This window comes from Streptomyces sp. NBC_00464, from assembly GCF_036013915.1.
Classification (GTDB): Bacteria; Actinomycetota; Actinomycetes; order Streptomycetales; family Streptomycetaceae; genus Streptomyces.
The window spans coordinates 6,920,836-6,939,482 of sequence record NZ_CP107899.1 but is presented as its reverse complement, the minus strand read 5'-3'; the positions used below and the strand labels follow the sequence as shown (position 1 = coordinate 6,939,482).

Annotated in this window: 17 protein-coding genes; 7 read left to right on the top strand and 10 right to left on the bottom strand. The window is 72.0% G+C overall.

Annotated features, from left to right (window positions below):
• The first annotated feature begins 115 nt into the window (after positions 1–115).
• Positions 116–1,483, top strand: coding sequence for a M64 family metallopeptidase (locus OG912_RS31160; RefSeq protein ID WP_327712219.1), 1,368 nt, complete (start codon positions 116–118; stop codon positions 1,481–1,483).
• Positions 1,484–1,516: 33 nt separating this feature from the next.
• Here the strand turns inward: OG912_RS31160 and OG912_RS31155 are convergent, their stop codons facing one another.
• The 5 genes from OG912_RS31155 to OG912_RS31135 all read right to left on the bottom strand — a co-directional run bounded on the left by OG912_RS31155 (position 1,517) and on the right by OG912_RS31135 (position 6,469).
• Positions 1,517–2,470, bottom strand: coding sequence for a DUF4862 family protein (locus OG912_RS31155; protein WP_327712218.1), 954 nt, complete (start codon positions 2,468–2,470; stop codon positions 1,517–1,519).
• A 261-nt stretch (positions 2,471–2,731) separates the two neighbouring features.
• On the bottom strand, positions 2,732–3,889 hold the full coding sequence (locus tag OG912_RS31150) for an acetyl-CoA C-acetyltransferase (protein WP_327712217.1): 1,158 nt from the start codon (positions 3,887–3,889) through the stop codon (positions 2,732–2,734).
• A gap of 32 nt (positions 3,890–3,921) precedes the next feature.
• A complete protein-coding gene (locus tag OG912_RS31145) occupies positions 3,922–4,524 on the bottom strand; it encodes a TetR/AcrR family transcriptional regulator (protein WP_327712216.1) in 603 nt (200 codons plus the stop codon).
• Positions 4,521–5,306, bottom strand: a complete 786-nt coding sequence (locus tag OG912_RS31140; RefSeq protein ID WP_327712215.1) for an SDR family oxidoreductase — start codon at positions 5,304–5,306, stop codon at positions 4,521–4,523. The genes OG912_RS31145 and OG912_RS31140 overlap by 4 nt, the downstream gene beginning before the upstream one ends.
• Complete coding sequence (locus OG912_RS31135; protein ID WP_327712214.1) at positions 5,303–6,469, bottom strand: acyl-CoA dehydrogenase family protein; 1,167 nt, start codon at positions 6,467–6,469, stop codon at positions 5,303–5,305. The genes OG912_RS31140 and OG912_RS31135 overlap by 4 nt, the downstream gene beginning before the upstream one ends.
• Positions 6,470–6,515: 46 nt before the next feature.
• Here OG912_RS31135 and OG912_RS31130 point away from each other — a divergent pair, with 46 nt between their 5' ends.
• Genes OG912_RS31130 through OG912_RS31110 form a run of 5 tightly spaced genes read left to right on the top strand, consistent with a single transcriptional unit; the run spans position 6,516 to position 11,421 of the window.
• Positions 6,516–7,364, top strand: coding sequence for an enoyl-CoA hydratase (locus OG912_RS31130; protein ID WP_327712213.1), 849 nt, complete (start codon positions 6,516–6,518; stop codon positions 7,362–7,364).
• A complete protein-coding gene (locus OG912_RS31125) occupies positions 7,364–8,536 on the top strand; it encodes an acyl-CoA dehydrogenase family protein (protein ID WP_327712212.1) in 1,173 nt (390 codons plus the stop codon). The genes OG912_RS31130 and OG912_RS31125 overlap by 1 nt, the downstream gene beginning before the upstream one ends.
• Positions 8,536–9,528: an acyl-CoA dehydrogenase family protein gene (locus OG912_RS31120; protein WP_327712211.1), complete on the top strand. Its 993-nt coding sequence runs from the start codon at positions 8,536–8,538 to the stop codon at positions 9,526–9,528. The genes OG912_RS31125 and OG912_RS31120 overlap by 1 nt, the downstream gene beginning before the upstream one ends.
• Complete coding sequence (locus OG912_RS31115) at positions 9,525–10,598, top strand: acyl-CoA dehydrogenase family protein (RefSeq protein ID WP_327712210.1); 1,074 nt, start codon at positions 9,525–9,527, stop codon at positions 10,596–10,598. The genes OG912_RS31120 and OG912_RS31115 overlap by 4 nt, the downstream gene beginning before the upstream one ends.
• Positions 10,599–10,632: 34 nt before the next feature.
• Positions 10,633–11,421, top strand: a complete 789-nt coding sequence (locus OG912_RS31110; protein WP_327712209.1) for an SDR family oxidoreductase — start codon at positions 10,633–10,635, stop codon at positions 11,419–11,421.
• A gap of 58 nt (positions 11,422–11,479) precedes the next feature.
• On the opposite strand, the gene hsaA is transcribed toward OG912_RS31110, so the two are convergent.
• From hsaA to OG912_RS31090, 4 genes are all read right to left on the bottom strand, one after another.
• Entirely contained in the window at positions 11,480–12,646 is a 1,167-nt protein-coding gene (gene hsaA / locus OG912_RS31105) for a 3-hydroxy-9,10-secoandrosta-1,3,5(10)-triene-9,17-dione monooxygenase oxygenase subunit (RefSeq protein WP_327712208.1), read from the bottom strand.
• A 42-nt stretch (positions 12,647–12,688) separates the two neighbouring features.
• A complete protein-coding gene (locus tag OG912_RS31100; protein ID WP_327712207.1) occupies positions 12,689–14,272 on the bottom strand; it encodes a FadD3 family acyl-CoA ligase in 1,584 nt (527 codons plus the stop codon).
• A gap of 52 nt (positions 14,273–14,324) precedes the next feature.
• Positions 14,325–15,119, bottom strand: coding sequence for an SDR family NAD(P)-dependent oxidoreductase (locus OG912_RS31095; protein WP_327712206.1), 795 nt, complete (start codon positions 15,117–15,119; stop codon positions 14,325–14,327).
• A 105-nt stretch (positions 15,120–15,224) separates the two neighbouring features.
• On the bottom strand, positions 15,225–16,790 hold the full coding sequence (locus OG912_RS31090; protein ID WP_327712205.1) for an FAD-dependent oxidoreductase: 1,566 nt from the start codon (positions 16,788–16,790) through the stop codon (positions 15,225–15,227).
• Between the two features lie 220 nt (positions 16,791–17,010).
• Here OG912_RS31090 and OG912_RS31085 point away from each other — a divergent pair, with 220 nt between their 5' ends.
• Entirely contained in the window at positions 17,011–17,622 is a 612-nt protein-coding gene (locus tag OG912_RS31085) for a TetR family transcriptional regulator (RefSeq protein ID WP_327712204.1), read from the top strand.
• 46 nt (positions 17,623–17,668) lie between these two features.
• Here the strand turns inward: OG912_RS31085 and OG912_RS31080 are convergent, their stop codons facing one another.
• Positions 17,669–18,610, bottom strand: a complete 942-nt coding sequence (locus OG912_RS31080) for a 3-oxoacyl-ACP reductase (RefSeq protein WP_327712203.1) — start codon at positions 18,608–18,610, stop codon at positions 17,669–17,671.
• Positions 18,611–18,647 lie beyond the last annotated feature (37 nt).

Here is an 18,647-nt window from a genome sequence, read left to right as displayed (position 1 = left end):
GCCTGCGGGACTGTTGCCAACGGGCCCACCACCCACCTAGGTTATGCGAAAAGTTAAGCACATTTACATCTTTCCTTTACACCACTTCCGGCCGGACACCAGAGCGAGGTTTGGCATGCGCACTTCCAGAGCAGCCGCAATATCCATGGGCGTCGCGCTCACGGCGATCATGGGGGCGGCCCTCGCCACTCCCGCGGTCGCCGTGGACCCGGAGCCCGCCCCGGAACCGCGGGTGGCCGTGGAGTACTTCCCCCAGCCCGGCGGCGAGGGCCGGCGGACCGAGGTGCCGCTCACCACGGAGACGGCGACCGGCCGGGCCACCGCCCGGAGTGCGGCACCCTCCGCGTCGACCACGGACGGGGAGGTCGGCGAGCTCGCCGTGACCGGCCCTTCGGCCGACCGGCTCGACGTGGTCATCGTCGGCGACGGTTACACCGCCGACCAGCAGGACGCCTTCCACGCCGCGGCAGCCGCCAAGTGGGCGGACATCACCGGCATCGAGCCCTATGCGAGCTATCAGGGTCTGATGAACGTGTGGACCGTGGACGCGGTGTCCGCCGAAACCGGCATCACCGGCGACCCCACCCCCGACGTCACCAAGGACACCGCCCTCGGCAGCTACTTCTGGTGCTCCGAGACCGAGCGCCTGATCTGCGCCGACATCGACAAGGTCGCGTCCTACGCCGCCAAGGCCCCCGAGGCCGACCTGGTCGTCGTCGTCTCCAACTCCGCCAAGTACGGCGGCGCCGGCTACTCGGGGCTCGAAGCGGAGGGATACCCGTTCGACGGCGTCTCGACCCTCTCCTCGGACAACGCCCAGTCGAGCATGATCGCCGCCCACGAGATCGCCCACTCGGTGGGCCTGCTGGCGGACGAGTACACGTACGACAGCTACGGCACCTGGACGGGCGGCGAACTCCCCGACATCAACTCCAGCGTCCTCACCGCGGAACAGATGGCCGCGAACCAGTCCAAGTGGTACCGCTGGCTCGGCGAGAGCGACCCCACGGGCGGCACCGTCGGTACGTACGAGGGCAGCAGCTACTACCCGTTCGGGATCTACCGCCCCACGTCCAACTCCATCATGCGGGCCCTGAACATCAGCGAGTTCAACCTCCCCGGACGCGAGGCCATGATCGCCGGCTTCTACCGCGAGGCCAACGCGTTGAGCAGCGAGGTCGGCACGAGCAGCGCGATCCTCAGGTCCAGCCGCATCAAGGTCTCACTGGCCGGACTCACGGGCCTCGCCGCACCGGAGCTGCGCTGGTACGTCGACGGTGTGCGGGTGAAGCGGGCGCAGGGTCTGACCGCTGCCGTCCCCGCCGCACTGGGTGTTCCCGCGGACGGCAGGAAGCACACCGTCACGGCCGAGGCCGCAGACCGGACCGAGTCGGTCCGCGACCCGCTGGTCCGCGCCGAGGCCACCGAACGCCTGACCTGGACGGTCAAGGCCTCCGGACCCAAGGCCCCGAAGCGCCGCTGACGGCCGACCGTGCGGCGTCGCACACGCTCCCGCTCACAGCCCCGGCGAGTGCGGCGCCGGGGCGGCACCGCACTCGGCCACGAGCCGCATGACGCGGCCCACCATCGCGAGCCGCTCGTCTACCGCCGCATCGCCGGGAACCTGGATCTTGGCGCCCGCGTAGGAGATCGCGCCTTCGGCCGCACGGAGGCAACGGCGTACCTCGTCGGCGTCCATGAGCGAGGTGGGCTCGTCCTCGGCGAGGGGCAGGTGCGCGTCCGCCCACGGCCCCCCGTACCGGTTGGCGGTGGGGCCTGCGCCGGAGAACATGACGCCTGCCAACAGGCCCTCGGAGGCGAGCCGGGCAATCTGGGCGAGGGGCCGGCCGGCGTCCTGCGCCTCGATCGCCGAACGGCCCCAGTTGACGGCGACGCCGAGCCCTGCGTCGCGCGCGAGGGGGATCTCGTCCTCCAGCGACAGGAACCGCTTCTCACCCGGGACGGCCGGCGCGTACGCGTCGCAGTGCTCCAGGACGAGCCGGGTGGACCAGGCGACCGAGGCGGGTTCGCTCGCCACCATCTCGTCGATCGAACGGGCGAACTTCTCCGCGACGGCCGTCACCGAAGGCGCGGTGTGGATGTGGATGACGGAGACCGACTGCTCGCCGGTGAGCTGGTTCAACTCCTCGGCGGCGATGCGCGCCTCGCGCACGAACACCAGCGCCGCCCGCCGGCCGTCCTCGTCCCCGGAGGCGAGCCCGAAGGTACCCGAGGCACCCACGCGCGCCATCGTCCCGGGAATCAGCGTGATCACCGAGCGGGCGAAACGGCCGCGCATCTGCGTGGCCAGCCAACGAACGTCCTCGCCGAGGCCGTCGCGGAACGGGATCTCCAGCCCGTCGGCGATATCCCGATCGGCGAGGCCCTCGTAGAAGCGTTCCTGGTCGGCACGCAGGGAGGGCAGGGCCGCATAGGCGCCGACGAGAGCGGCGGGCCGTTCGATGTTCATGGGGTCGCATTCTACCTAAGATCAGACATCAGATGTCTAGGTTCGGCGCACGGTTCCTCTTGACCCTCGTACTCGCGGCAGGCCCGAGGCCGGGCGACGCGGCGACGACGTGCGAGCACAACTCCAAGGCCGCAGGCGACGGCCCCGCCCTGCGGGGCGGCCGTGAGGAGTGGGCGGCGTTCGTTTCGCTCGCCCGGGGACAACGGCGCGCGCCGGACCGTCCCCGCGGAGCGGAGCCGGTCCGGCCGGCCGCCGGTTCCGTCAGAGCCGTTCGATGATGGTCACGTTGGCCTGGCCGCCGCCCTCGCACATGGTCTGCAGGCCGTAACGGCCGCCGGTGCGCTCCAGTTCGTGCAGCAGCGTCGTCATCAGCTTGGCACCGGTGGCGCCGAGCGGATGGCCGAGCGCGATGGCGCCGCCGTTGACGTTGACCTTGTCGGGGTCGGCACCGGTCTCCTTCAGCCAGGCGAGGACGACCGGTGCGAACGCCTCGTTGATCTCCACGAGGTCCATGTCACCGATGGACATTCCGGCCTTCTTCAGCGCGTACGCCGTCGCCGGGATCGGGGCCGACAGCATCCGGATCGGGTCCTCGCCACGCACGGAGAGATGGTGGATGCGGGCGCGCGGGGTGAGGCCGTGTTCGGCGACGGCCCGCTCGGAGGCGATGAGCAGCGCCGAGGCCCCGTCGGAGACCTGTGAGGAGACCCCGGCCGTCAGCCGGCCGCCCTCGACGACCGGCTTGAGGCCGGCCATCTTCTCCAGGGAGGTGTCACGGCGCGGCCCCTCGTCCACCGCCACCTCGCCGTACGCGGCGGTCTCGCGGGCGAAGCGGCCCTCGTCGATGGCGCGGGCGGCCCGCTGGTGCGAGCGGAGCGCGAAGTGCTCCATGTCCTCACGGGAGATGCCCCACTTCTCCGCGATGAGCTCGGCGCCGTGGAACTGGTTGACGGGCGCGTCGCCGTAGCGGGCGCGCCAGCCCTCGGAGCCGGCGTACGGGCCGTCGGTCAGGCCCAGGGGTTCGGCGGCCTGGCGGCTGGCGTAGGCGATAGGGATCATCGACATGTTCTGCGTGCCGCCCGCGACGACCAGGTCCTGGGTGCCGGACATGACGCCCTGGGCGGCGAAGTGGACGGCCTGCTGGGAGGAGCCGCACTGCCGGTCGACGGTGGTGCCGGGCACCTCCTCGGGGAGGCCCGCCGCGAGCCATGCGGTGCGGGCGATGTCCCCGGCCTGGGGGCCGACGGTGTCCAGGCAGCCGAAGACGACGTCCTCCACCGCGGCCGGGTCGATCCCGCTGCGCTCGACCAGTGCCTTGATGACGTGGGCCCCGAGGTCGGCGGGGTGGACGGCGGAGAGACCGCCCTTGCGCCGGCCGACCGGGGTGCGTACCGCTTCGACGATGTAGGCCTCGGCCATGACTGCTCCTTCGTAAGTGAGGTGAGGGTGTATCAGGTCTTGGTGGTGATGCCGGCGAGGACCATCGACAGGTACTGGCGGGCGATCTCCTCCGGGCTGTGGGTGCCGCCGGGGCGGTACCAGGAGGCGGCCACCCAGACGGTGTCGCGGACGAAGCGGTAGACCAGCCGGACGTCCAGATCGCTGCGGAAGGCGTCTTCGGCCACTCCGCGTTCCAGCGTGCGCAGCCAGGCGTTCTCGAACTTCAGCTGGGAGTCGGCGAGATAGGCGAAGCGCGGCTGGGCGGAGAGATGCCTGGACTCCCGCTGGTAGATGGCGACCGCGGGGCCGTGCCGGTCTATCTGGCGGAAGGACTGGGTGACGAGCGCCCCGATCGCCTCGCGCGGCCCCAGTCCGGCAGCGAGGACCGTGTCATAGCCGGTCCACAGTTCGTCGAGGAAGGCCGAGAGGATCTCGTCGAGCATCGATTCCTTGGAATCGAAGTGGTAGTAGAGGCTGCCCGCGAGCATCCCGGCAGCGTCCGCGATGCGGCGGACGGTGGTGGCGTTGTAGCCCTGGGCGGCGAACACCTCGGCGGCGGTCGCCAGGAGTTCGGCGCGCCGTTCGGCATTGGCGGTCCCGGTGATGGCCTTCACGCCCTCTGACTGCTGACGGAGACGGTCTCCCCCGTCATGTACGAGGAGTAGTCGCTGGCCAGGAAGACGATGACGTTGGCGATCTCCCAGGGCTCCGCGTACCGGCCGAAGGCCTCGCGTTCGGTGAGTTCGGCGAGGAGCTCCGGGGTGGTCACCTTCACCAGGTGCGGGTGCATGGCGAGGCTCGGGGCGACGGCGTTGACGCGTACACCGAAGTCGGCCGCCTCCAGGGCGGCGCAGCGGGTGAGGGCCATGACTCCGGCCTTGGCGGCGGCGTAGTGGGCCTGGCCGCGCTGGGCGCGCCAGCCGATCACGGAGGCGTTGTTGACGACGATGCCGCCGGTGTCGCGGTCCTTGAAGTGGCGCAGGGCGGTGCGGGTGCAGCGGAAGGTGCCGTTCAGAGTGACGTCGAGGACCTTGGACCACTGGTCGTCGGTCATTTCGACGAGGTCGGCGGTGCCTCCGAGTCCGGCGTTGTTGACGACGATGTCGAGGCCGCCGTGGCGTTCGGCGGCGAGTGCGAACAGGGCGTCGACCTGCTGCTGGTCGGTGACGTCGCAGGGCAGTGCGGCGACGTTGTCCGCACCGAACTCCTCGGCGAGGGCGGCGGCGCTCTCCTTGAGGCGGCGTTCGTGGGCGTCGCCGATGACGATCCGGGCGCCCTCCTCCAGGAACTTGCGGGCGGTGGCTCCACCGATTCCGGCGCCCGCGGCGGCGGTGATCACGGCGGTGCGTCCGGCCAGGAGGGAGTGGCCCTGTACATAGGGCGGCTGCGGGGTCACGGGCGGATCTCCTTGGGCAGGCCGAGGACGCGCTCGGCGATGATGTTGCGCTGGATCTCGTTGGATCCTGCGTAGATGGTGTCGGAGCGGGAGAAGAGGAACAGCCGCTGCCAGTCGTCGAGTTCGTAGGGGGCCTCGGGGGCGGTCATGCCGCCGGCGCCCAGGACGCTCATGGCGAGTTCGCCCAGTTCACGGTGCCAGGTGGCCCAGAAGATCTTCCCGATGGACGCCTCGGGGCCGGGTGCGCCGGCCGCCACACCGTCGAGCATGCGCAGGGCGTTGCACCGGATGGTCTCAAGGCCCGTCCAGGCGCGGGCGAGCCGGTCGCGGATCAGTGGGTCGTCGGCGGCGCCGTTGCTCCGGGCCAGGGCGATCAGGGTTTCCAGTTCGCGCCGGAAGCCGACCTGCTGGCCGAGGGTGGAGACGCCGCGTTCGAAGCCGAGGGTGGCCATGGCGACCCGCCAGCCGTCGCCGGGTTCGCCGACGATGTGTGCGGCGTCCGTGCGGGCGCCGTCGAAGAAGACCTCGTTGAATTCCGAGGTGCCGGTCAGCTGCTGGATCGGCCGTATCTCCACTCCCGGCTGGTCGAGCGGGACCAGGAGATAGGAGAGACCCGCGTGGCGGGTGGAGCCCGCCTCGGTGCGGGCGACGACGAAGCACCACTGGGCGTCGTGGGCGAGTGACGTCCAGATCTTCTGTCCGGTGACCAACCAGCCCTCGCCGTCCCGCTCGGCCCTGGTCCGCACGTTCGCCAGGTCGGACCCGGCGTCCGGCTCGCTGTAGCCCTGGCACCACAGCTCCTCGACGGCGACGATCGGCGGCAGGAAGCGGGCCCGCTGCTCGGGTGTACCGAAAGCCACCAGGGTCGGGCCGAGCAGTTGCTCCCCGATGTGGTTGACCCGGGCGGGGGCGTCGGCCAGGGCGTACTCCTCATGGAAGGCGACCTGCTGCTCGATGGTCGCGCCCCGGCCCCCGTGCTCCTCGGGCCAGCCCACGCAGGTCCACCCCTCGGCCGCCATGTGCCTTTCCCAGGCCAGCCGTTCGGCGAAGGCCTCGTGCTCACGTCCGGGCCCGCCGCGGCCTCGAAGGCCCGCGAAGGCACCGGTGAGATGGGCGGCCAGCCAGCCGCGGATCTCGGTGCGGAACTCCTCGACGCTGCTCATGGGGGTACGTTAATCTACCAAACACTTGTTAGGGAAGGAGGGGCCGATGTCCGCTGCCCACGACGAACCGGTGCGCTACGAGAAGCGGGGCCCTGTCGCGACGGTCACCATGAACCGGCCCGACTACCGCAACGCGCAGAACTCTGCGATGACCTACGCCCTGGACCGGGCGTTCTACCGCGCGGCCGACGACGGCGAGGTGAAGACGGTCGTCCTGGCCGGGGCGGGCAAGCACTTCTCCGCCGGTCACGACATCGGAACCCCGGAGCGGGACGCGCATCTGCCGTTCGAGCGCAGGGCGGGGCTCTGGTGGGACCACTCGGACAAGCAGGGGGCGGAGAGCCGCTTCGCCCGTGAGTCCGAGGTGTATCTGGGGATGTGCCGCCGCTGGCGGGAGCTGCCCAAGCCGGTCATCGCGTCCGTGCAGGGCGCGTGTGTGGCGGGCGGTCTGATGCTCGCCTGGGTGTGCGACCTGATCGTGGCCTCGCAGGACGCGTTCTTCGCCGATCCCGTGGTCCGGATGGGCATCCCGGGCGTCGAGTACTTCGCCCACCCGTGGGTGATGCCGCCACGGATCGCCAAGGAGTTCCTCTTCACCGGTGACCGGATGAGCGCGCAGCGCGCGTACGAGGTCGGCATGGTGAACCGGGTCGTCCCCCGGGAGGAACTGGCCCACCGTACGGAGGAGTTGGCGCTGCGCATCGCGGAGATGCCGCGCATGGGCCTGGCGCTGACCAAGCGCGCGGTCAACCAGGCCGAGGACCTCCAGGGCATGCACACCGGAATGGACTCGGTGTTCGGCCTGCACCATCTGGCGCACGCGCACAACGCCGAGACAGCGCCGGACGCGCTCGGCGGCATGGACATCCGGGCGATGAAGAAGGCGGGCGCCTGATGGATCTCGATTTCGACGCGGCCGACGAGTCGTTCCGTACCGAGGTACGCGACTGGCTGGCCGCCCACGTCCCGGCCGCTCCCCTGCCGTCCCTGGAGACCGCCGAGGGCTTCGCCGCCCACCGGGAGTGGGAGGCGACCCTGTCCGCGGACCGCTGGTCGGTGGTCTCCTGGCCCGAGGAGTTCGGCGGGCGCGGGAGTTCCCTGCTGCACTGGATGATCTTCGAAGAGGAGTACTACGCCGCCGGGGCGCCCGGCCGGGTCAGCCAGAACGGCATCAACCTGCTGGCCCCGACCCTCTTCGAGAACGGCACCGCCGAGCAGCGGGCCCGGATCCTGCCCGCCATGGCGCGCGGTGAGGTCATCTGGGCGCAGGCGTGGTCCGAGCCGGAGTCCGGCTCCGACCTGGCCTCCCTCAAGTCGACGGCCGTACGGACCGAGGGCGGCTGGCTGATCAGCGGCCAGAAGACCTGGTCCTCCCGGGCGGCCTTCGCCGACCGGGCCTTCGGCCTGTTCCGCAGCGACCCGGACGCGGACCGGCCGCACCGCGGGCTCACGTATCTGATGTTCTCGCTGGACGCCGAGGGCGTGACCGTACGGCCCATCGGACGGCTCGACGGGAAGCCCGCCTTCGCCGAACTCTTCCTGGACGAGGTGTTCGTACCCGACGAGGACGTCATCGGCGAGCCCGGCCAGGGCTGGCGGGTCGCGATGAGCACGACCGGCAACGAGCGCGGGCTCACCCTGCGCAGCCCGGGGCGCTTCACGGCCGCAGCGGACCGTCTGACCGCTCTGTGGCGGGAGCACGGCGACCCCGCGGACACGGCGCTGCGCGACCGGGTGGCCGACGCGGTGATCGGAGCCCGCGCCTACCGCCTGTTCTCCTACGCGGGCGTCTCCCAGGTCCTGCACGGCGACGGCGGACCCGCCGGGGCCGTCTCCAGCCTCAACAAGATCTACTGGTCCGAGCTGGACATCGCCCTGCACGAGACGGCGCTCGACCTGCTCGGCCCGTACGGCGAACTCGCCGACCACGCGGGCGAATCGCCTTCGGGCGGCTGGGCGGAGGGCTACACCTTCTCGCTGGCCGGTCCCGTCTACGCGGGCACCAACGAGATCCAGCGCGACATCATCGCCGAGCGGCTGCTCGGCCTGCCGAAGGGACGCCGCTGATGCGTTTCCTCCTGGACGCCGAGCAGCGGGACTTCGCCCGCTCCCTCGACGCCCTGCTCACCTCCTGCGACACCCCAGCCGTCGTACGGTCCTGGGCGGCCGGCGACCACGGCCCGGGGCTAGCCGTCTGGGCCCGGCTGGCCGAGGCCGGGGTGTTCGCACTCGCGGTACCGGAGAAGCACGAGGGCTTCGGCCCACTGCCCCTCGAACTCACCCTCGCCTTCGAGGCCTTGGGACGGCACGCCGTCCCCGGACCGCTGGTCGAGACGGTTGCCGCGGCGGCCCTGCTGGACCGGCTCGGCAACGACCGCATCGCCGCCGACAGGCTGCCCCGGATCGCCTCCGGGAAGTCGGTCGTCTCCCTCTGTCCGACCTCGCTCGGCCCGTACGCCCTGGACGCCGACATGGCCGACGCGGTGTTCGTGGTGGACGGCGACACCCTGCGCCTCGCCGCCGGGACGGGGACCGTTCAGCCCTCGGCGGACCCCGCGCGCCGACTGTCACGGCCGTCCGGCGGGACGGTCCTCGCCCAGGGCCCCGCGGTCGCCGCCGCCGCCGGGTACGCCGCCGATGTGGCCGCGCTCGCCACGGCCGCCCAGTCCCTCGGGGTCGGCCGGACCCTGCTGGCACGCACCGTCGAATATGTCACCCAGCGCACCCAGTTCGGGATGCCGATCGGCTCCTTCCAGGCGGTCAAGCACCGGCTGGCCGACACCCTGCTGGCCCTGGAGTTCGCCGGGCCGCTGGTGCACGGCGCCGCGCTCGCGCTCGCCGCGGGCGACGAGGGGGCGGGCGCCGACATCGCCGCGGCCAAGGTCACGGCGGGCGAGGCCGCTTACGCGGCGGCGCGCACGGCCCTGCAACTGCACGGCGCCGTGGGCTACACGGATGAGCTCGACCTGTCCCTGTGGATCCGCAAGGCCCGGCCGCTGCGCGACGCGTGGGGCACACCGGCCGCGTGCCGGGCCCGCGTCATGGGAACGGACCGATGAGACTCACACAGGAGCAGGAAGAGCTGCGCACGGCCGTGCGCGACCTGTTGACGCAGCATCAGGACGAAGCGGCCTGGGCACCGTTGACCGCACAGATCGGCGCGGGCGGTCTGACCGTGCCGGAAGAGTACGGCGGGGCCGGCGGCGGCGCCCGTGATGTCCATGTACTGATGGAGGAGCTGGGCCGGACCCTCAGCCCGCTGCCGTGCCTGGGCTCCACGGTGCTCACGACGGGCGCCCTGCTCGCCTCAGGTGACAAGGAGGCGTGCGAGCGGCTGCTGCCGGGGCTCGCCGAGGGCACCTCGGTGGGCACCCTGGCCTGGGCCGAGCAGGGTTCCTGGGATCACGAGGTGATACGCGCCGAAGCGGTCCGGCCGTCCGGGGGCGCCTGGCGGATCACCGGAACCAAGGAACACGTGCTGGACTGGCCCGGCGTGGACGTCCTGATCGTCGCCGCCCGTACCACCCACGGGGTAGCGCTCTTCGAGGTGGCTCCCGGCGCCCCCGGGGCCCGGCGGGAACCCGTCGTGACCATGGACGGGACCCGGGCCCAGGCCCGATGGGTGCTGGACGATGCCCGGGGACGCCTGCTGGGCGTCGACGGTGACGGCGGGCGGTATCTGGACCACGTGCGGGATCTGGCCTGCACGGCACTGGCCGCGGAGCAGGTGGGCGCGGCCGAGCACTGCCTGGAGCTCACCGTCGCATACGCCAAAAGCCGGGTGCAGTTCGGCCGGCCCATCGGATCGTTCCAGGCGGTCAAGCACCGGCTGGCGGACGCCTATGTGCTCGTGGAGTCGGCGCGTTCGGCGGCGCTGGGCGCCGCGTTCGCCGCCGACGAGGACCCGGGCGCGCTGCCGCGGGCCGCCGCCGTCGCCAAGTCCGTCTGCTCCGAGGCGTTCTCGGCGGTGGCCGGCGAGATGATCCAGCTGCACGGCGGGATCGGGATCACCTGGGAGCACGACGCGCACCGCTACTTCAAACGGGCGCACGGGACGGGCGAGCTGTTCGGGCCGCCCGCCCGCCATCGGGCACGGCTCGCCACCGGGCTGGGCCTGACCACCCACTGAGCAGGATCCGGAAGACGGAGAGAAGGCGCAACGCATGGACATCGGCAACCCGCTGGACTTCACGGGGCACGTGGTGCTGGTCACCGGCGGCACCAAGGGCATCGGCGCCGCCATTGCCGGGGCATTTCTCGGCGCAGGGGCGGAGGTGGTGGTCTGCGGCCGCACCACACCGGACACCCTGCCTGCCGCCGGGGGCCGGGAGGCGGTCTTCGTCCCGGCCGACGTACGCGATCCGGCGGCGGCGTCCTCGCTGGTGGATGCCGCGGTGGATCGCTTCGGCCGGCTCGACGTACTCGTCAACAACGCGGGCGGCTCCCCGGACGCCGACGCCGCCACCGTCTCGCCGCGTTTCGTGGAGAAGATCGTCGCGCTCAACTTGCTCGCGCCCTTCTATGTGGCCCAGGCGGCCCACCGCATCATGAGGGCCCAGGACGGTGGCGGTTCGGTCATCAACATCGGCAGCGTCTCCGGCCAGGACCCGCAGCCCGGCACCGCGGCCTACACGGCCGCCAAGGCCGGCCTGCTGGCCCTCACCAAGGCGCTGGCCCTGGAGTGGGCACCGGCGGTCCGGGTCAACCACATCACCACGGGGCTGATCCGCACCGAGAGCGCCGCGTCGGTCTACGGCCCGGACGGCGGCGCGGCGGTGGCGGGTGTCATTCCCATGGGGCGGATGGCGGTCCCCGACGATGTCGCCCGCGCCTGCCTGTTCCTCGCGGGCGGGCTGTCCGAGTACATCAACGGCGCGGACCTCGCGGTGCACGGCGGCGGGGAGTTCCCCGCCCGCTACCTGGCGGCGAAGTCGGCCGGCGGGCAGTACTGAGCACGCGAAGCGGTCCCGGACCCTTCCGGGGTCCGGGACCGCTTCGCGTAACGCTCGATCAGACCAGGTTGTCCTCGACCGTCAGGCCGAACGCTCCGCGCCCGTACATCGCGAGGGCGCGTTCCACGTCGTTGGCGACATGGACGCTGCCCGCGTGGGCGTCGCGCCAGGCGCGTTCGACGGGGTTGCCGCGCCGCAGCGCGTTGCCGCCGGCGGTCTTGAAGAGGAGGTCGATCGCGGCGACGGCACGTTCCGTGCCCCGGACCTGGTCGCGCCGGGTGCGCAGCCTCAGCTCCATCGGTATCTCCTGGCCGGCGGCGGCAAGTTCGAGCAGCTCGCTCATGTTCCGGTCCATCTGGAGCACGGTCGCGTCGATGTCGGACGCGGCGCGCGCGATGGCGACCTGGGCGAACGGGTCTTCGGCGAAGTTCCCGCCGCCCAGGCTGAGCCGCACCCGCTCCTTCATCCGCGCCACGTACGAGCCGTATCCGCCGGAAACGGCGCCGAGCACCGGTGCGGTGACGGCGCTGGTGAAGATCGCGCCGAACGGCAGCCGGTACAGCGGTCCCGGGTTGACCTGCTGACCCGGCACCTTCAACTGCGCCTGTTCGTAGTTGCGGAGCACCCGGTGCGCGGGGACGAACGCCGTCTCGACGACGACGTCGTTGCTGGCGGTGCCGCGGAGCCCGACCACGTCCCACATGTCTTCGATGCGGTAGTCGGAGCGGGGCACCAGCACGGTGAGGAAGTCCACGGGCCGCCCCTGCGCCCCGACGACGAGGGCGCCCAGCAGCGCCCAGGAGGCGTGCTCGCAGCCGGAGGAGAAGCTCCACCGGCCGGCCAGTTCGTAGCCGCCGTCGACGGGGGTGAGCCGGCCCACGGGTGCGTACGACGAGGAGATGCGGGTGTCCGGGTCCTCGCCCCACACGTCGTGCTGCGCCTGCTCGGGGAACAGGCCGAGCTGCCACGGGTGGACGCCCAGGACGGATGCCACCCAGCCCGTGGAGCAGCACACGGCGGAGATCTCCCGGACCACCTGGTAGAAGTCGACCGGATCACTCTCCAGGCCGCCGAACCGGGTCGGCTGGAGCATCCGGAACACCCCGGCCCCGGACAGTTCACGGATCGTGGCGTCCGGGATGCGCCGTGCCTCGTCCGTGGTGACGGCCCGCTTCTCGATGGCCGGCAGCAGGGCGCGTACCGATTCCAGAACCTCGTTGCCCATAGTCCGTCCTCCATACCCTTGTCGCCCGGTGAGGCGTGTCGGTCAGACCGTCCGCAGGACGGTCTTGTCCACCTTTCCGGTGGCATTGCGGGGAAGGGCCCCGAGGATGACGACCTCGCGGGGGACCTTGAAATTGGCGAGCCGCTCGCGGCAGTGGCCGACGAGTTCGTCCGGCTCCGTCCCGGTGCCCGGCCGGACCGTCACGTACGCGCGTCCGACCTCGCCGAGGCGCGCGTCCGGAATTCCGACCACGGCGGCCTCGGCGACGGCGTCGTGGCCGGTGAGCACCTGCTCGACCTCGGCCGGATAGACGTTGAACCCGCCGACCACGAACATCTCCTTGGACCGTCCGGTGATCACCAGATTGCCGCGGGGATCGAGATGGCCGATGTCGCCGGTGTCCAGCCAGCCGTCGGCGTCGACGGCCGCCGCGGTGGCTTCGGGATCGTCGAGGTAGCCGTGCATCACGTGGTAGCCGCGTACCAGGATCCGGCCGTCCTGCCCGGCCGGCAGCGGACACCGGTCGCCGTCGGCGACGAGCACCTCGGTACCGTCGATCGGACGGCCCGCGGTCAGCGCCACGGTCTCGGCGTCGTCGTCCGCCGAGCACACGGTGACCGTGCCGCAGGTCTCGGTCAGACCGTAGGCGGTGAGCACCTCGGGGAAGAGCTCGGCGCGCATCCGCCGCACGAGGGCGACCGGCACGACGGCCGCACCGGTGACCGCCAGCCGCAGCGACGACAGGTCGAAGCGGTCCCGGCCGGGCGCGTCCAGCAGTTCCGTGTAGATCGTGGGCGGGCCGGGCAGTACGGTGATCCGCTCGGCCTCGACGGCGCGCAGGGCCCGGTCCACGTCGAACACCGGCTGCAGCACCATCGTGGCGCCGCGCAGCAGGCAGGCGAGTACGCCGGCCTTGTAGCCGAAGCAGTGGAACATCGGGTTGATGACGAGGTAGCGGTCGTCGCCGGTGACTCCGGTCCGGCCGCTCCAGGCCCAGTAGGTGGCGAGGTTCTGCCGGTGCGTGGTCAGGGCGCCCTTGGGGCGGCCCGTCGTACCCGAGGTGAAGAGCAGGTCGGAGGGGTCGTCGGGGTGTACGGCGGCGGTACGGGCCGTGGCCTCGGCGTCCGGGACGTGTGCGCCGCGTCCGAGGAACTCCTCCCAGGGCAGGGTGCCGGGCGGGGTGGTGGCATCGAGGGTCACCACCTCTTCCAGCGCGGCCGGCCGGGGCTCCGCAGCGCCCTCGTCCCCGGTGGTCAGCATGGACACGTAGTCCTTGCCGAGGAAGCCGTTCTCGACGAACAGCAGCCGTGCACTGCTGCGTTGCAGGAGCAGGCGCGCCTCGGCGCCCTTGTAGCGGGTGTTGACGGGGACCAGGACCGCACCCGCCGACGTGGCGGCGAGTGCCGCGACGATCCAGCGGTGGCTGTTGGGCGCCCAGACGGCGATCCGGTCGCCCGGCCGGATGCCGAGCGCAAGGAGCGACTTCACTGCCGCCCGTACCGCTGCGTGCAGCCGGCTCCAGGTCAGCCGTACCTCACCGTCGACGACCGCTTCCCTGTCGGGGTGCCGGCTCGCGGCGAGGGCGAGGGCGCCGGGAAGGGTGAGAGGGTGCTCGGTTTCGCTCATCTGCTCTCCGGGAGGGGGCGGTCGGCCAGCGCGGACAGAATCTGACATGCCGTCAAGACGACGGTGGCAGCATCTTCTTGGATGCTTCGTGTGCGGCGAGAGCGAGATCCGCCCGGGGGAATCCGCTGCGCTTCTGCGCGGCCGCCGCATTGCCGCCGGCGACCAGAACAGGGCCGTCGGCGAGGTGTTCCAGCCCTTCCCGGGCGACGTCGTCCGGTTCCGCGACCCGCAGACCGGGCAGGTCCATGCGCAGCCCGGCGCGCTCCATGGCGGGGGTCCGGGTCACTCCGAGGACGAGCTCCAGGACGTGCACACCGTGCGGCCGCAGTTCCAGCCACAGCCCCTCGGCGAAGACCCGGCTGAAGGCCTTGGCCGCCGAGTAGATGCTGATCTGCGCCTGGCCGAGGTATCCGGAGAGCGAGCCGACCAGCATGATGCCGCCCCGGCCGCGCTCCTTCATCAGCGCGCCGAAGTGGTGGGTGAGGGCAAGCTGCGCGGTGATGTTGAGGTCGAGGACGCCCTGGACGCGGGTCAGGTCGCCGGTGACGAACTCGTGGCCGTAGCTGTTGGCTCCCGCGTTGAAGATCAGCAGACCGACCTCCAGACCGTCGGTGACCGCGCGGACCGCGGCCAGGGCCCCGGGGTCGAGCAGGTCCAGTTCGAGTGTGCGGACCTCGACGCCCTTGGCGCGCACCTTGTCGGCGGTCTCGTTCAGGGGGCCCGGCTTGCGGGCGATGAGCACCAGGTTGATCCCGGCGTCGGCGAGCTGGTCGGCGAACGAGGCGCCGACCCCTTCGGAGCCGCCGGCGACGACCGCCCAGGGCCCGTACAGATTCTTGTCGATCATCGCGTGCCTCTCGTGTGCCGGACGGAGCGGTGCCGCGACCGTAGAGCGCCGCTCCGGGGACGCGCCCCGGGCATCCCACTGGCCGGGATGCCCGCAAAGCCCTCCTCAGACGGCTTCGGCGGGCTGCCCGGCCATGTGCCGGACGGCGAGGGAGGCGAAGACCATGGCGGTGCCGATCGGGACGCCTGGGCCGGGATATACGCCGCCGGTGAACGAGGCGCTGGTGTTCCCGGCGGCGTACAGGCCGGTCAGCGGGCTGCCGTCGGTGTCCAGGACGCGGGCGTCCATGTCCGTGCGCAGACCGCCCTTGGTGCCGAGGTCGGCGAGGACCACCCGGGCCGCGTAGTACGGCGGCCGGTCGAGCGGGACCAGGCACGGGTTGGGGCCGGGGGCGTTCTTCCGGTCGGCGAAGAACAGGTCGTACGGGTCCTCGCCGCGGTGGTGGTCCTCGTCGGTGCCCGCGGCCGCGAAGCCGTTGAACCGGCCGACGGTGTCCGCCAGGGTGTCGGCCGGCACCCCGATGAGCCGGGCCAGCTCCGGCAGCGATTCCGCCCGCACCCAGGTGCCGGCCGCCAGGTGGTCCGCCGGGTCGGCGGGAGGCACCGTGATGGCGGGCAGGGCGCCGCCCTCGCGGGAGTCGAAGATCAGGTGCACGGGCGCGTCCGATCCCCCGTTGGCGGCGATGGCGCGGCCCATGCGGTCGTACGGCAGCGACTCGTTGGCGAACCGCCGCCCCGAGCCGTCCACCATCAGGCCGCCGCGCAGACCGAGGGTGAACGCGGCCGAACCGTCCGGGAGCTCGGTCCCCGGGCACCACCATGCCTCGCCCATGAGGCCGGTGGCGGCACCGGCCGCGACGGCTGCGCCGAGCAGCTCTCCGGTGTTGGTGCCGCGGGGCGCCATGCTCCAGGCGGCCCCGCCGGGCACGTTGTGCTCGGTACGCAGGGCGTCGTCGCCCTCGAAGCCGCCGGCGGCCAGAAGCACGCCGCGGCGTGCCCGTATCCGGACCGTGCCGTGCGGTGTGCGTGCCTCGACGCCGGTGACCCGGCCGTCCTCGGTGACGAGAGCGGTGACGTGGTGCCCGGTGCGGACGAGCGCGTTGCCGGTGCGGGTGGCCGCGAGCAGGAGGCGGCCGATCAGGGCGCGGCCCGCGGTCAGCGGTGCGCCGGCGGGGTGGCCCTGTCCCGCACGGTCCCGGTCGATCGTCGGACGTACCAGGGTCAGGAGCTCGCCGAGCAGCTCCGGGTCCAGGTCCAGGGGTACGAAGGAGCGGCCGGCGTCCATCCGGCCGGGGGCGGCGACGTAGTCGGGGAAGGCACGCCACTCGAAATCGATCGCCGGGTCGCGCTCCAGCCGGGCCACCAGTTCGGGAGCGTGGCGCAGGAACGCCTCCCTGCGCGCCGCTTCGGAATCGCCCGTGAGGGCTCGCAGATAGGTGTCGGCCGCTTCGGTGGAGTCGCCGAGCCCGGCGCGTTCCTGCACCTGGGTCCCGGGCAGCCAGCAGGCGGCTCCGGAGTACGCGGAGGTGCCGCCGAGCAACGCCGTCCGTTCCAGCACGACGGTGTCGAGGCCGTCGCCCGCGGCCACCAGGGCCCCGGTCATCGCTCCCGCCCCGGATCCGACGACGATCACGTCGTGGGTGGCGTCCCAGTCCTGCCGGCCGTCCTGCATGGGATGACCCCTCCTGCCGCTCGGTGGTGTGCACCCTCAGCAGACCCGTTCGGGGCCGGGGTCAGCGGGTCCGGTCCCGCTGAGCGGTACTGCGGGGTGAGTGGCATCCGGGGCACCGGCCTCGCCGGCCGCATGCCGGGGCGAGCGCACCTGACGCGTGGCCGGGCCCGGCGTATTGTCTGTACAGCTGTAGACACCACCGAGCTCCGGGAGAGAGCGCGTGCCCAGAATCGCCGAGGCCAGGGCCGGGGCCGAGCCCAGTTCGCCCCGGCAGCGCGCACGCCGTCAGAGCATCCTGAAGGTGGCGGCGGACATCGCCGCCACGACGGGACTCGAACGGGTGCAGATGCAGGAGGTCGCCAAGTCGGCCGGCGTCGCCATTGCCACCCTGTACCGGTACTTCCCGTCGAAGACCCATCTGTTCACCGCGTTGATGGCCGACCAGATCGAGGGATTCGCGGCCCGGGTGCCCGAACGCCCGACAGGCACCTCGCCCGAGGACGCCGTCTTCGAGACGCTGGGCAGCGCGACACGCAATCTGCTGCGCAGGCCGGCCCTCGCCACGGCGATGATCCAGTCGGCGAACGCGGCCCGTGCCTCGACGGTCCCGGACCTGGCGCGGATCGACTCGGGGTTCATCGATCTGCTGGTGCGGGCCTGGGGTGTGGAGGAGCCCACGGACCACCACATCACCCGTCTGCGGCTGCTGATCCTGCTCTGGTACGGGGTGCTGCAGTCGCGGCTCAACGAGCGGCTCACCCCGCAGGAGGCCGACGCCGATCTGCGGATGGCGTGCCATCTCCTGCTCGCCCCGGAGACGGACGCCGGCTGACCCCGGTCACGGTGGGGCCGGCCGGGCGGCGGGCACGCTCATCGCTTCAGCGGGTCTGCTGCGTCCCCGTCGTGTCGAGTCCGGCGACGCTGTAGGCGGCGTACGTCCGGTGCGGGTCACGGCCGCGGAAGTACGTCGTCAGCTGCTCGTCGAGTTCGGCCGGGGTGAAGGTGCCGTCCGCGGCGGTGAACTTCTGCTCCACGGTGGGCGGGGCGAGCAGCGCGACCATGTCGCCGTAGACGACGAAGACCTGCCCGCTGATCTCGTCGGCGGCCGGTGACGCCAGGTGCCCGACGAGAGTGGCGACGCGCTCGGGGGCCATGATGTCGAGGCCTCCCGGTGCGGTCGAGCCCGCACCGAAGGCCTCGGCCGTCATAGCGGTGCGGGCCCGGGGGCAGATCGCGTTGGCGCGTACGCCGTAGCGGGCCAGGCCCTGCGAGGTGGCGAGGGTCAGCGCGACGATGCCGGCCTTGGCGGCGGAGTAGTTCGGCTGGCCGGGCGCCCCGAACAGGAAGGCCTCGGACGAGGTGTTGATCACGCGGCCGTAGACCGGGGCGCCGGAGGCCTTGCTCGCCGCGCGCCAGTGGACGGCCGCGGCGCGGGAGACCGCGGCGTGCCCCTTGAGGTGGATCCGCAGGACGTCGTCCCAGTCGGACTCGGTGAGGTTGAACAGCATCTTGTCGCGGAGGACGCCCGCGTTGTTGACGACGATGTCCAGGCTGCCGAAGCTCTCCACGGCGGCCTCGACCAGGCGGTCGCCCATGGACCAGTCGCCGACATCGCCGGTCACCGCCACGGCCCCCGTGCCGAGAGACTTGATCTCCGCGGCCACATCGTCGGCGGCCGGGCCGATGTCGTTCACCACCACATTGGCGCCGAGCGCCGCGAGTGCCAGTGCCTCGGCGCGGCCGAGCCCCGCTCCTGCACCCGTGACGACGGCGGTGCGCCCCTGAAGGGTCTTCGCCGAGGGGGTGTGCGTCGCGCTCATGCTGCCTCATTCCGTGTTCCGTCGATCCGCTGGATAC

Coding starts and splice junctions, on each gene's coding strand:
- OG912_RS31125 (WP_327712212.1), top strand. CDS start 7,364: ATGGATCTCGATTTCGACGCGGCCGACGAGTCGTTCCGTACCGAGGTA.
- OG912_RS31100 (WP_327712207.1), bottom strand. CDS start 14,272: ATGAGCGAAACCGAGCACCCTCTCACCCTTCCCGGCGCCCTCGCCCTC.
- OG912_RS31090 (WP_327712205.1), bottom strand. CDS start 16,790: ATGCAGGACGGCCGGCAGGACTGGGACGCCACCCACGACGTGATCGTC.
- OG912_RS31160 (WP_327712219.1), top strand. CDS start 116: ATGCGCACTTCCAGAGCAGCCGCAATATCCATGGGCGTCGCGCTCACG.
- OG912_RS31115 (WP_327712210.1), top strand. CDS start 9,525: ATGAGACTCACACAGGAGCAGGAAGAGCTGCGCACGGCCGTGCGCGAC.
- OG912_RS31095 (WP_327712206.1), bottom strand. CDS start 15,119: ATGATCGACAAGAATCTGTACGGGCCCTGGGCGGTCGTCGCCGGCGGC.
- OG912_RS31155 (WP_327712218.1), bottom strand. CDS start 2,470: ATGAACATCGAACGGCCCGCCGCTCTCGTCGGCGCCTATGCGGCCCTG.
- OG912_RS31130 (WP_327712213.1), top strand. CDS start 6,516: ATGTCCGCTGCCCACGACGAACCGGTGCGCTACGAGAAGCGGGGCCCT.
- OG912_RS31120 (WP_327712211.1), top strand. CDS start 8,536: ATGCGTTTCCTCCTGGACGCCGAGCAGCGGGACTTCGCCCGCTCCCTC.
- OG912_RS31135 (WP_327712214.1), bottom strand. CDS start 6,469: ATGAGCAGCGTCGAGGAGTTCCGCACCGAGATCCGCGGCTGGCTGGCC.
- OG912_RS31150 (WP_327712217.1), bottom strand. CDS start 3,889: ATGGCCGAGGCCTACATCGTCGAAGCGGTACGCACCCCGGTCGGCCGG.
- OG912_RS31110 (WP_327712209.1), top strand. CDS start 10,633: ATGGACATCGGCAACCCGCTGGACTTCACGGGGCACGTGGTGCTGGTC.
- OG912_RS31080 (WP_327712203.1), bottom strand. CDS start 18,610: ATGAGCGCGACGCACACCCCCTCGGCGAAGACCCTTCAGGGGCGCACC.
- hsaA (WP_327712208.1), bottom strand. CDS start 12,646: ATGGGCAACGAGGTTCTGGAATCGGTACGCGCCCTGCTGCCGGCCATC.